Origin of the sequence: Sphingomonas panacisoli (assembly GCF_007859635.1) — a bacterium.
Classification (GTDB): Bacteria; Pseudomonadota; Alphaproteobacteria; order Sphingomonadales; family Sphingomonadaceae; genus Sphingomonas; species Sphingomonas panacisoli.
This window is the reverse complement of record NZ_CP042306.1, coordinates 2483245-2496279: the sequence shown is the minus strand read 5'-3', so window position 1 is coordinate 2496279 and position 13035 is coordinate 2483245. Positions and strand designations below refer to the sequence as shown.

Genomic DNA, 13035 nt, shown 5'->3' with positions numbered 1-13035 from the left:
GCTAATTTTTGAGCCGGTACCCCGTCCGGAAAATCCACGCGATCACGCCGAGACACACCAGCAGGAACGCGGCGGTCGCGGCGAGGCTGATGCCGACCGGCACGTCGCCTCGATCGAAGAAGCTCCAGCGGAACCCGCTGACCAGATAGACGACCGGGTTGAACAGGCTGACCGTGCGCCAGGGCTGGGGCAGCATATCGATCGAGTAGAACGCGCCGCCGAGAAACGTCAGCGGCGTGATCAACAAAGCGGGGACGAAGTTGAGCTGTTCGAACCCTTTCGCCCACACGCCGATGATGAAGCCGAACAGGCTGAACGCCAGGCTGGTCAGGATCAGGAACGCGACCATCGCGACCGGGTGCGCGATCGGGATCGGGACGAACGCCGCCGCGGTCGCGAGGATGATCAGGCCGAGGATCACCGACTTGGTAGCCGCCGCGCCGACATAGCCCAGCACCATCTCCATCGAATTGATCGGCGCCGACAGCAGTTCGAAGATCGTCCCGGTGAACTTCGGGAAATAGATGCCGATCGACGCATTGCTGATCGATTGCGTCAGCAGCGACAGCATGATGAGGCCAGGTACGATGAAACTGCCGTAACCCACGCCACCGACTTGATTTATCCGCGACCCGATCGCGCCGCCGAAGACCACGAAATAGAGGCTAGTGGTGATGACTGGCGTGACCAGGCTTTGCCACAACGTGCGCAGCGCGCGGGCCATTTCGAAGCGGTAGATCGCGTAGACGCCGTGAAGGTTCATGCCGCCTTCTCCTGCGACCGGCCGCCATCGTGGACGAGATCGACGAAGATGTCCTCCAGGCTCGACTTGGATGTTTCGAGGTCCTTGAACCCGATATTGAGCTCCGCGAGCTTGCGCAGCAGCGACGGGATGCCGGTACGTTCGGCCTGCGCATCAAAGACATAGCGCAGTGTCTTACCGTCGTTCTGCAAGCTCAGATCCCACTCGCCGAGTTCCGCGGGCAAATCGCGCATCGCCTCGCTGAGCGACACGTCGAGCTCGCGCTTGCCGAGCTTCTTCATCAGCGCGGCCTTTTCATCGACCACCAGCAGCTTGCCGCCGGAGATCACCCCGACGCGGTCGGCCATTTCCTCGGCTTCTTCGATGTAATGCGTGGTCAGGATGATCGTCGTACCCTTTTCGCGGAGCTTGTGGACCAGTTTCCACATGTCGCGGCGCAGTTCGACGTCGACGCCCGCGGTGGGTTCGTCGAGGAACAGGATGTCGGGCTCGTGGCTCAGCGCCTTGGCGATCAACACGCGGCGCTTCATGCCGCCCGACAGCTCCATGATCTTCGACTTGCGCTTGTCGTAGAGCGACAGGTCCTTGAGCACCTCGTCGATATGGCTCGAATGCGGGGGATAGCCGAACAGCCCGCGGCTGAACCGGCACGTCGCCTCGACCGTTTCGAACATGTCGGTGGCGAGCTCCTGCGGCACCAGACCGATCTGCCGACGCGCGCGCTTGGGCTGATTGATCGCGTCGCAACCGCCGACGGTGATCGTGCCCGTCGATGGCGTGACGATGCCGCAGATGATGCTGATCAGCGTCGTCTTGCCCGCGCCGTTCGGGCCGAGCAGCGCGAAGATTTCGCCTTTGTTGATGTCGAGATCGACTTCGTGAAGCGCGTGGACGCCCGAGGCATAAGTCTTGGATACGCCGCGGACGGATAGGATCGGATCGGTCATGCAGTCCCCTTGAACGCGCAAGATGGGGAAGGGGGTAGCGGCGCGCAACCGCGCAGGAGCTATTTCGCGCGCGCCGCGGCGATGGCGTCGCGCATGTCTTCCAGGCTCATCACGCTGGACACGACGCGGTCGCCGATCACCCAGGTCGGCGTGCCGGTCATGCCGAGCGGGCGCATCAGCGACAGGTTGGTCTTGATCATCGCTTCTACCGAGGCGCTCTTCGCCTCTTCCTTGACCTTGGCCGGATCGAGCCCGGCGGTGACGAGCGCCTTGTCCATGCTCGCCTCGGTCAACGGGCCGCCGGCGTAGAGCGCGGCGTGGAGCGCGCGATACTTGCCCTGGCGCCCGGCGACGATCGCGTAACGCGCCGCGGTTTCGCTCTCCAGGCTGAGCACGGGGAGTTCGCGGTAAATGACCTTCACGTTCGGTTCGGCGGCGATCAGCTTGTCGACGATCGGCAAGCTCGCGCGGCAATAGGTGCAGTTATAGTCGAGATACTCGACCACGGTGACGTCGCCGTTCGGATTGCCCGCCCACGCGCTGCCGACCGGCGTCAGGATGTCGGCGCGGTTGGCGGCGATGACCTTGGCGTTCGAACGTTCCTGCAGCTTCTGCATGGCCTCCGGAATGACTTCCGGATGTGCGAGCAGGTACTCGCGGACCTGATTCCCGCCGGCCTGATGCGACACCAACCACGTGGCGCCGGCACCGAGTAAGGCGGCTGCCGCCGCGACCAGAGGAAGCGCGGCGCGCGACGACGGGAAATCGGTCATTTCTTCTTACGCTTCTGATCGTCGAGCTGGTTCTGGCCGGTCAGCGCGATGTCCTGCGCGCGGATCCAGTCGGGCGTATTCGGCGGGAGCGCGGCCATGGCCCCGCGCGCGCTGTACACCGCGGTACGCATATCGCCGGTCATGCTGGCGCGCTCGGCGGTCGCGAGCATTGCGCGGGCAGTGTCGCCCTTCAGTTCGTAGACAGTACCGAGTTGGTACCAGGCGAACGGGTTGTCGTCGTCCTTGTTGACCGCGATCCGCAGCACGCGCTCGGCTTCGGCATAGTTGGCCTTGTCCTCGGTTGCGATCAGCGCATGGCCATAGGTCGTGACGATCAGCGGGTCGTACCGAGTCAGTTCGCTCGCTTCCTTCAACGGCGCGATCGCATCGACCGGCCGCCCGGCCTCGAGCAGGATCTGGCCGCGGATTTCGAGGAAATAGGGATCGTGCGGGCGCGCCGCGATCAGCGCCAACGTCTCGGCATCGGCTTTGTCGGGATAGCCGGCCTTATGCCAGGCATAGGCACGGGCGTAGCGGGCGTAGATCGAATTATCGCTCTCGGGATAGTCGTTGAGCGTGCGCGCATAGGGTTGGACGTATCCCGCCAGCTTGGCCTTCACGCGCTTGAAGCGTTCCTCCAGCACCGGGTCGGGCGGGTTGTTCCACGCGGGCGACGCCTTGAGGTCGGCGGTCAGCGCCGCGACGCGCTCGTTCGACAGCGGGTGCGTCTGCGCGTACGGATCGATGTTGGCGAGGCCGTAGCTATATTCCTCGTTCGCCAGCTTCTTGAAGAATTGGAGCATGCCCTTGCCGCTGATCCCCGCGACGCGAAGATATTTCGCGCCGCTGGCGTCGGCCGTCGCTTCCTGGACGCGGGTGAAGGCGAGCACCTTGCCCAAGGCGGCCTGCTGGCCGGCCGCGAAGATGCCCGCGCCGGCCTCTCCGGCTCCGGCAGCGGCGGCGGCGATACCCAGCACCATGCTGAGCAACGAAATGCCGAGCGCGGGCTTATAACCGGCATCGGCCAGTACGACGTGACCGTCGGCGATATGGCCGAGTTCGTGCGCGATCACGCCCTGCACCTGGCCGGCATTGTCGGCGGCGGCGATCAGGCCAGAATGGATGTAGACGGTCTGCCCACCGACGACGAACGCGTTGATCGAATCGTCGTTGACGAGGACGACGTTGACGTTGTTGGGCGACAGGCCGGCGGCGATGATCATCTGCCGCGACATGTCCTTGAACATCGCCTCGGTCTCGGCGTCGCGCAGGATGGATTGGGCGCGGGCCGGCTGGACCCAGATCAGGACCATGGCGGCGAGAATCGCGACGTACCGTTTCATATCCCGATAATCCGCCCGTTTGCCCCGACGATCAATGCGACCGCCGCCCTGCGCCCCGGCGAGTGAACCCGCCATGAAGCGCAGGGCGCGTCGTGATTACGCGCCGAAGGTGCGCTGCCACCAGCCGCGGCGCGGCTCGCCGTTCTCGTCGGTTCCGGCCGCGTCATCGGCGGGTGCCGCACCGTCGGTGTCGGGCGCCGCTGCCGCTTCGTCGGCATCGTTCGCCGGCGCTGGAGCCTCGGCATCGGCCTTCTTGCGCGAGCGGCGCTTCGGTTTTTCGGCGGCGGCTTCCTCGATCTCGGTCACGGCAGGCGCAACGGCGATCGTCTCGGGTTCGGCCGGGGCTTCGACAGTCGGCTCGGCCTTCTTACGCGAGCGGCGCTTGGGCTTTTCGGCCACCGCCTCCTCGATCTCAGTCACGGCAGGCGCGACCGCGATTTCCTCGGCGGCGCGGGCACGCGGACGGCGGCGCGAACGCTTGGGCGCGGCATCCGCTTCCTCGGCATCAGGCTCGACCGCAACCGGCACGTCGGGGTTGGCGTGGGTTGCGACGACCGCGCCGGCGTCACCGGCATCGGCTTCGTCGGCCGACGGGGCAACGTCGCCCGTACCTTCACCGCGACGACCGCGACGGCCACGACGGCGGCCACGACCGCGACGCGGTTCGCCATCCTCGTCGGCGGTCACACGCTCGGGCACATCCTCGGCTTCGTCGTCGTTGGCTTCACCTTCGGGCTGCTGCGTGACGGTTTCGTCGCCGCCCTCTTCGCCCTCGGGACGGCCACGGCCGCGACGACCGCGACGGCGGCGGCGACGCTTGCGCCCGCCTTCGCCATCGTCCTCGCCCGACCGCTCGCGCGGCGCACCACGCTGCGGACGATCGTCTTCGTCAGCCTCTTCCTCGATTTCCTCGTCGATCTCGTCCTCGACGAAATCGTCTTCCTCTTCCTCGACGACCTGCTCGAACTTCGGCTGATAGGCGGGCGGCGGGCCGCTCGCTTCGACCGACATGCGCGCGCCTTCGGTCTCGCCGTCGGGCAGGATCACGACCTGGACGCCGTAGCGATCCTCGATCTCCGCGATGTCGGCGCGCTTCTTGTTGAGCACGTAGATCGCGGCTTCCTGGCTCGCGCGCAGCGTCAGGATCGAGCCTCGGCCGCGGGCGGCCTCGTCCTCGATCAGGCGCAGCGCCGACAGTCCGGCCGACGACGCGGTGCGGACCAGCCCGGTGCCTTCGCAATGCGGACACTGGCGGGTCGATGCTTCGAGCACACCGGTGCGCAGGCGCTGGCGGCTCATCTCCATCAGGCCGAAGCCCGAAATACGGCCGACCTGGATGCGGGCGCGGTCGTTCTTCAGCGCCTCCTTCATCGCCTTCTCGACCTTCCGGACATTGGAATTGTTGTCCATGTCGATGAAGTCGATGACGACGAGCCCGGCCATGTCGCGCAAGCGCAACTGACGGGCGATCTCGTGCGCGGCCTCGAGGTTGGTCGCGGTCGCGGTTTGCTCGATATTGTGCTCGCGGGTCGACCGCCCTGAGTTGATGTCGATCGAGACGAGCGCTTCGGTCGGATTGATGACCAGATAGCCGCCCGACTTGAGCTGGACGACCGGGTTGTACATCGCCGACAACTGATCCTCGACGCCGGCGCGCTGGAAGAGCGGCACGGGGTCGCTGTAATGCTTCACGCGGCGGGCGTGGCTCGGCATCAGGAGCTTCATGAACTCCTTCGCTTGACGATAGCCCTCATCGCCCTCGACGATCACCTCGTCGATGTCCTTGTTGTAGATGTCGCGGATCGCACGCTTCAGCAGGTCGCTGTCGCCATAGACGAGCGCGGGTGCGGCGGAGGCGAGGGTGGTTTCGCGAATGCCGTCCCACAACCGGGCGAGGTAATCGAAGTCGCGCTTGATCTCGACCTTCGTACGCTGCAGCCCGGCCGTGCGGACGATGCAGCCCATCGACGGCGGGAGCTTGAGGTCCGCCATGATCGACTTGAGGCGCTTGCGGTCGCCCGCGTTCGAAATCTTGCGCGAAATCCCGCCGCCGTGCGACGTGTTCGGCATCAGCACGCAATAGCGGCCGGCGAGCGACAGGTAGGTGGTCAGCGCCGCGCCCTTGTTGCCGCGCTCTTCCTTGACGACTTGAACCAGCAGCACCTGGCGGCGCTTGATGACGTCCTGGATCTTGTAGCGTCGACGCAGGTTCATGCGGCGCTCGCGCAGCGCATCGACCTGGTCGTCCGACCCGCCGCGGCGCGGACGGCGGCCACGGCTTTCGTTGCCGGCGGCTACCTCTTCGTCGGGCGCACCGTCGTCGTCGAGCCGTTCGAGTTCTTCCTCGCTCGGCTCGTGATCGTGATCGTCGTCGTCATGCTCGTCGTCCTCGGCATCGAGTTCGGCGCGTAGGGCGGCTTCTTCCGCGGCATGCTCGGCCTCTTCACGAAGCAGGGCGTCGCGATCCTCCTTGGGAATCTGATAATAATCGGGGTGAATTTCCGAAAAGGCGAGAAAGCCGTGTCGGTTCCCGCCGTAATCGATAAACGCCGCCTGCAACGACGGCTCGACCCGCGTAACCTTGGCTAGATAGATGTTCCCCTTGAGCTGCTTGCGCTCGGCACTCTCGAAATCAAATTCCTCGATGCGGTTTCCCTTGACGACCGCCACCCGGGTTTCCTCCCGGTGGCGTGCGTCGATCAACATACGCATGGTCATTTAGTGTTCTCCGGGCGCGCCGCTCCTCGAACGGAGGAGGGGGCGCGCCGATAAATCGCGCGCTGCCGGCGGATCGCCGGGCGTTGCGGATGGGTGGATGTGCGTCTTTCGCGCGCAGAGCACGCCCGAGCGCCTGGCCCGGGACACCCCCGTCAGCACGGCCGCCGGCAAGTGCCGGGCGGATCGTGTATCGGGGGAAATGCATCATTGCGCGCGTCAACCTGGATAAGCCGCCTGACCCGAATACGCCGGGGCGGCCGTGATACCGGACCCACGCAAATCACGCGCGAAAGCCCGGTTGCCACTGAAGTAGCATTCCGAACGCTGCGCTTCAACTGGCAGAATTCGGCCGTTTTTGCCTGCACGCAAAAGCCTAACGACCGGTTAACCATGTCGATTCACCATGTGGCAGCGAGCGCACGCGATAAGCATCGCCATGTTTGGGGGCGTAACGCGGGTTCTCCGTCGGATGGTTTTTCGCTGGACCGGCGACAAGTCGCCGCGCCATTACGTACGCGTGTCGTTCATTCTCGCACTTCTGGCGCTATGGTTCGGCGGGACACCGGCCTGGGCCGGCACGATCCAGCGGGTCGAGGTCAGAAATGACTCGGTCGTCGTAACGTTCGACGGCCGTGTCGCCGACGCCTCCAGCTTCCTGCTCGCCTCGCCGAACCGGGTTGCGCTTGATGTGACCGGTGCGAAACCCGGCGGCACGGTTAAAACCGGCGGCTTGGTCGGCGGCGTGCGCGAAGGAGTCCGTGACGGTGGCGCACGCGTCGTGTTCGACCTGACCCGTCCAGCCGTCGTGACCGGTGGCAAGTTCGGCGCGGACGGTCGCGTCCTGACCCTCCAGCTAAAGACCGTCGACGACGACGATTTCGCGCGCGCGGCGGGCGAAGGGAAGTTGCGCTTCCTGCCGCCGTTCAACATGCCCGATACCGGGCTGATCCCGGCGCGCTACACTGTATCGCTGCCGGTGCCGGGGTCGAGCCGGACGCTCACGCTGCCGCGCGTCGACGGCGACGCCGATCGCCCGTTGGTCGTGATCGATGCCGGGCATGGCGGGTTCGATCCCGGCGCGATCTCGCCGACCAGCGGTCTCAAGGAAAAGGACGTCACGCTCAAGATCGCCAAGGCGATCCGCGACGAACTGCTCAAATCGGGCCGCGTCCGCGTAGCACTGACGCGGGAGGACGATCGCTTCCTCGTGCTCCAGGAGCGTTACGGGATCGCGCGCAAGCTCAAGGCCGACCTCTTCATTTCGATCCATTGCGACAGCGTCGGCACGGGCGATGCCACCGGCGCGTCAGTCTACACCCTTTCGGAGATCGCCTCCGACAAGGAAGCCGCCAAGCTCGCGTCGCGCGAGAACAAGGCCGACATCATCGGCGGGATCGACCTGGGCGGAGAGAATGCCGACGTGTCGTCGATCCTGATCGACTTGACGCAACGCGAGACGATGAACGCCTCCGCCGCGTTCGCGCGTCTGCTCGGTCGCGAGGCAGCGCCGTTGATGCCGTTGCGCACGAACTTCCACAAAATGGCGTCGCTGATGGTGCTCAAGGCGCCCGACATGCCGTCGATCCTGTTCGAGACGGGCTACATCTCCAACCCCAACGACGCGGCGTTCCTCGATTCGCCCGAGGGTCGCAAGCGGATCGCGACGAGCGTGCTGCGTGCGGTCGAGATCAATTTCGCCAAGCGCATGGCGGCGAACTAGCGGCTCGTCGAACACGGCTGGCAACCGCCAACGGACCTGCTAATGCGGGCGACCTATGGCCGCCGACGCTACCGAGAACACTAACTTCACGATCAAGCGCGATCCCGGCAGTCCGGGGTTCGTACGCCGCGCGTGGCGGCGGTGGTGGGTCAAGGTGCTGGCGTTCATCGCGCTGATGATCGCGCTCGCTTATGCCGCGCTGCTGATCTTCGTGATGCCGGGCCTGCCGTCGGTCGATACGCTCAAAACGTACGAGCCGCCGCTGCCGTCGAACGTGCGCGATACCAACGGCATGCCGGTTTACTCCTATGCCCGCGAACGCCGCGTTCAGTTGAGCTTCGACGAATATCCCAAGTTGCTGGTCGGCGCGTTCCTATCGGCCGAGGACAAGACGTTCTTTTCGCACCACGGTGTCGATTATCCGGGCATCGTCTCCGCGCTGATCGACAATCTGCGGTCGAGCGGGCGCGCGCGCGGCGCCTCGACGATCACGCAGCAGGTCGCGAAGAACCTGCTGGTCGGCAACGAGCGCAGCTATACGCGCAAGTTGAAGGAGGCGATCCTCGCCTATCGCATCGAGAATGTGCTGACCAAACAGCAGATTCTCGAAATCTACCTCAACACGATCTTCCTCGGCCGCAACGCCTACGGCGTCGAGGCGGCGGCGCATGCTTATTTCGACAAGGACGTCAGCCAGCTGACGATCCCCGAATTCGCCTATCTCGCGATCCTGCCCAAGGCGCCGTCCGGGTATGATCCCGATCGCCAGACGGAGCGGGCGAAGGCGCGGCGCAACTACGTGCTCAACGAGATGCTGGCCAACGGCTATATCAACCAGGCGCAGCACGACGCCGCGGTCAACGCGCCGCTCGGCACGGTCAACAAGCGTACCGCATCGTTCGAATCGGTGCCGGGCTATTTCATGGAAGAAGTCCGCCGCCAGTTGATCGAGAAGTTCGGCGAGAATCCCGAAGGCGGGCGCAATCCGTTCAGCGTCTATGCCGGCGGGCTGTGGGTACGGACGTCGTTCGACCCCGCCCAGCAGACGCTCGCGCAGAAGGCGTTGCGAAACGGCCTGCTCCGCTACGATCGCGGGCGCGGTTGGACCGGGCCGCTCAAGCATGTCGAGATCGGATCGAGCTGGCAGAGCGCTCTGCTGGGCAGCAATATCGCGCTCGATTACGAAGATTGGCAGGCGGCAATCGTCACCGATGCCGGCGGCAGTTTCGGGCTGGGCTTTGCCGACGGCAAGACCGGAACGATGTCGCGCAGCGCGGCGTCGATGCCGATCCGCGGCGGCGGCGGCGTCGCGGCCGACGCGATCAAGGTCGGCGATATCCTGGCGGTCGCGCCCGAAGGTGGCGGCTATGCGTTGCGTTCGATCCCGAAGATTTCGGGCGGCTTCCTAGTCGAGGAACCGGCGACCGGCCGCATTCTAGCGATGCAGGGCGGGTTCGACAGCCGCGTCCAGGCGTTCAACCGGACGACCCAGGCGATGCGCCAGCCGGGATCGACCATCAAGCCGATCGTCTATGCCGCGGCGCTGCAGGCCGGGCTGACCCCGGCGTCGATCATCGTCGATGGGCCGTTCTGCGTTTATCAGGGCGCGCGGCTCGGCCAGAAATGTTTCCGCAACTTCGGCGGCGGCGGCGGGTCGGGACCGCACACGATGCGCTGGGGCGTCGAGCAGTCGCGCAACCTGATGACCGTCCGTGCGGCGGCGCAGACCGGCATGTCGAACGTCGTCAAGCTGATGGACCAGATCGGCGTCGGCAAATATCCGCCTTATCTATCGTTCTCGCTCGGTGCGGGCGAGACCACCGTGTCGCGGATGGTCAACGCGTATTCGATCCTGGAGAATAACGGGCGCGGGCGGCCATCGACGTTGATCGACTATGTCCAGGACCGGCGCGGCAACGTGATCTGGCCGGAGAATTGGCGTCCGTGCGATCGCTGCAACGCGCCCGATTGGAACGGCAAGCCAATGCCGCGCCCGGTCGTCCGGCTGAAGCAGATCGTCGAGCCGCTGAGCGCGTATCAGATGGTGCATATCGCCGAAGGCGTGATCCAGCGCGGCACCGCGGTCGTGCTGCGCGATCTCGATCGGCCGATGTTCGGCAAGACCGGCACCAACTCCGGCCCGAAGGACGTGTGGTTCATCGGCGGCACGCCGCAGATGATCGCCGGCGTCTATATCGGGTACGACACACCGGTGAACCTGGGCGGCTACGCACAGGGCGGTACCCTTGCCGCGCCGATCTTCAAGGAATGGGCGATCAAGGCGTATGACGGCATGCCCAAGATCCCGTTCCGCGCCCCGCCGGGCATCCAGATGGTGCGGATCGATCGCGCGTCGGGCAAGCCGGTCTACGGCTCGTGGCCGACCGACGATCCCAAGGCGTCGGTAATCTGGGAAGCGTTCAAGCCCGAAAGCGATCTTCGCCGTGGCCCGATCCGCCGCGACTTGCCGACCCCCATCGCGACCAAGGCCCCGCCGCCGCCCAAGGCGAACGACGACGGCGATTTCTTGCAACGGCAGGGCGGTATCTACTAGGTCCGCTTCCTACATTGGTATGTGCGCGGCGCTCGACCGCGCACGTTACGTTTGATTTTGGAGTTTCCCGATGCGCGCCGAAGCGCAATCGCATGTCGATACGATCAACGAGGCGCTGGCGTTGCTGCGGCGATTCCTCGACTGGGACCGCGCGCTTCGCCGGCTCGACGAGCTCAACGCACGGGTCGAGGACCAGAGCCTGTGGAACGATCCCAAGGCCGCGCAGGAAGTCATGCGCGAACGCCGCCGGCTGGACGAGGCGATCAACGCGACGCGATCGATCGAGCAGGAACTGACCGACAACGTCGAACTGGTCGAAATGGCCGAGGCCGAGGGCGACGCCGAACTCGAGGGCCAAGCGGTCGAGGCGCTGGCCGAACTCGCCAAGCGCGCCGACCACGACAAGATCCAGGCGTTGCTGGCCGGCGAGGCCGACGCGAACGACACCTATGTCGAGATCAACGCCGGCGCTGGCGGGACCGAGAGCCAGGACTGGGCAGGGATGCTCAGCCGCATGTACCAGCGCTGGGGCGAACGCCACGGACTGAAGGTCGAACTGGTCGATCAGCATTCGGGTGAACAGGCCGGGATCAAGTCAGCGACCTTGCTGCTCAAGGGCGAGAATGCGTACGGCTACGCCAAGACGGAAAGCGGTGTGCACCGCCTCGTTCGGATCAGCCCGTACGACAGCGCCGCGCGGCGGCACACCAGCTTCGCGAGCGTCTGGGTCTATCCGGTCGTCGACGAGAATATCGAGGTCAATTACAACGAGAGCGATCTGCGCATCGATACCTATCGCGCATCGGGTGCGGGCGGGCAGCACATCAACACCACGGACTCCGCGGTTCGCATCACGCACATCCCAACCGGGATCGTCGTGCAGTGCCAGAACCAGCGCAGCCAGCACAAGAATAAGGCCGAGGCCTACAATCAGCTCCGCGCGCGGCTCTACGAGCGCGAACTGGCCGAGCGCGAGGCGGTCGCCAATGCCGAGAATGCGACCAAGACCGATATTGGTTGGGGGCACCAGATCCGCAGCTACGTGTTGCAACCATATCAGCTGGTGAAGGACCTGCGTACCGGCGTGACCTCGACCAGCCCGTCGGACGTGCTCGACGGCGATCTCGAAGCGTTCATGGCCGCGGCGCTGTCGCAACGCGTGACCGGCGAAGCGGTCGAGGTGGAGGACGTGGATTGATCCGCGCCGCCGTCGCCCTGATCCCCGCTATCCTGCTCGTCGCCGCGTGCGACGGCGGGCCGGCGGTGGTGCGCGACAAGCCCGACAATGTCGGACCGTTTCCGGCCGCTGACCGTCCGGTCGCCAGGATCGTCTCGGCGCGCTGGTCGACCGAGGAAGCCCGCGACCGCCTGAACGAGGCGGGCGAGGTGATGAACAAATCGGGCGTCGCCAAGGGCATGACCGTCGCCGATATCGGCGCGGGCGAAGGCTATTATACGATCCGCCTGGCGAGCCGCGTCGGCAAGGACGGCCGCGTCGTGGCGGAGGATATCGTGCCGCAAGTCCGCGACGCGCTGGCGCAGCGTGTGGTCCGCGACCGGCTCGACAATGTCAGCGTGCGGCTGGGCGATCCGGCCAATCCCAAGCTGCCCGACAACAGCTTCGACCGCGTGCTGATGATCCACATGTATCACGAGATCGAGCAGCCCTACGAATTCCTGTGGCGCATTCGTCCGTCGCTGAAGGCCACCGGCGAAGTCGTGGTGGTCGATGCCAATCGCCGGACGGTCGATCACGGCACGCCGCCCAAGCTGCTGCAATGCGAGTTCGCCGCGGTCGGGTATAAATTGGTGGCGTTCGACGACATGCCGTCGGCGGGCGGTTATATGGCGCGGTTCCAGGCGTTCGGCGCTCGGCCCGAGCCCAAGGACATCAAAGCCTGCAGGATCGCAGGCTAGAGATAACCTTCGTCGCGCAGGCTCGTGCAGCCGTTGCGCCCCACTATCAGATGATCGACCAGCCTGACGCCGATCGCGTCGAGCGTGCGCGAGAGCCGTGACGTGACCGCCAAATCGTCCTTGCTGGGCCGATGATCGCCGCCCGGATGGTTGTGCGCCATCAGGACCAGCCGCACATCGAGGGTCAGCACGTCGCGGGCGATCTCGCGGATCGGGACGGCGACGCAGCCGGAGTCGCCCGACGCGCAATGGCGCATGCCGAGGTATCTCCAATCCGGATCGAAATAGACCAATGCCATG

10 protein-coding genes are annotated in these 13035 nt (G+C 65.4%); 4 read left to right on the top strand and 6 right to left on the bottom strand.

The genetic code is table 11. From position 1 onward, the window contains the following. Position 1 precedes the first annotated feature (1 nt). The 5 genes from FPZ24_RS12520 to FPZ24_RS12500 form a co-directional block, all read right to left on the bottom strand. Positions 2–763, bottom strand: a complete 762-nt coding sequence (locus tag FPZ24_RS12520) for an ABC transporter permease (protein ID WP_146572488.1) — start codon at positions 761–763, stop codon at positions 2–4. Further along, on the bottom strand, positions 760–1710 hold the full coding sequence (locus tag FPZ24_RS12515; protein ID WP_146572486.1) for an ABC transporter ATP-binding protein: 951 nt from the start codon (positions 1708–1710) through the stop codon (positions 760–762). The genes FPZ24_RS12520 and FPZ24_RS12515 overlap by 4 nt, the downstream gene beginning before the upstream one ends. A gap of 59 nt (positions 1711–1769) precedes the next feature. Continuing rightward, a complete protein-coding gene (locus FPZ24_RS12510) occupies positions 1770–2483 on the bottom strand; it encodes a DsbA family protein (protein ID WP_146572484.1) in 714 nt (237 codons plus the stop codon). Then, the gene (locus tag FPZ24_RS12505) at positions 2480–3826 is read right to left on the bottom strand and encodes a M48 family metalloprotease (protein ID WP_146572482.1); all 1347 of its coding nucleotides are present in this window, start codon (positions 3824–3826) and stop codon (positions 2480–2482) included. Before FPZ24_RS12505 ends, FPZ24_RS12510 begins: the two co-directional genes overlap by 4 nt. Before the next feature lie 96 nt (positions 3827–3922). After that, positions 3923–6544, bottom strand: coding sequence for an Rne/Rng family ribonuclease (locus FPZ24_RS12500; RefSeq protein WP_240047454.1), 2622 nt, complete (start codon positions 6542–6544; stop codon positions 3923–3925). Between the two features lie 469 nt (positions 6545–7013). On the opposite strand from FPZ24_RS12500, the gene FPZ24_RS12495 reads away from it, so the two are divergent. From FPZ24_RS12495 to FPZ24_RS12480, 4 genes are all read left to right on the top strand, one after another. Beyond that, positions 7014–8264 (top strand): N-acetylmuramoyl-L-alanine amidase, encoded by a 1251-nt coding sequence (locus FPZ24_RS12495; protein ID WP_240047453.1) that lies wholly within the window; start codon positions 7014–7016, stop codon positions 8262–8264. Positions 8265–8319: 55 nt separating this feature from the next. Then, positions 8320–10818: a penicillin-binding protein 1A gene (locus FPZ24_RS12490; RefSeq protein ID WP_146572480.1), complete on the top strand. Its 2499-nt coding sequence runs from the start codon at positions 8320–8322 to the stop codon at positions 10816–10818. Between the two features lie 70 nt (positions 10819–10888). Further along, a complete protein-coding gene (gene prfB / locus FPZ24_RS12485) occupies positions 10889–12016 on the top strand; it encodes a peptide chain release factor 2 (RefSeq protein ID WP_146572478.1) in 1128 nt (375 codons plus the stop codon). Beyond that, positions 12013–12735, top strand: a complete 723-nt coding sequence (locus FPZ24_RS12480; protein ID WP_146572476.1) for a class I SAM-dependent methyltransferase — start codon at positions 12013–12015, stop codon at positions 12733–12735. The genes prfB and FPZ24_RS12480 overlap by 4 nt, the downstream gene beginning before the upstream one ends. Here the strand turns inward: FPZ24_RS12480 and FPZ24_RS17235 are convergent. After that, positions 12732–13028, bottom strand: a complete 297-nt coding sequence (locus tag FPZ24_RS17235) for a JAB domain-containing protein (RefSeq protein WP_186728821.1) — start codon at positions 13026–13028, stop codon at positions 12732–12734. The genes FPZ24_RS12480 and FPZ24_RS17235 overlap by 4 nt on opposite strands. Positions 13029–13035 lie beyond the last annotated feature (7 nt).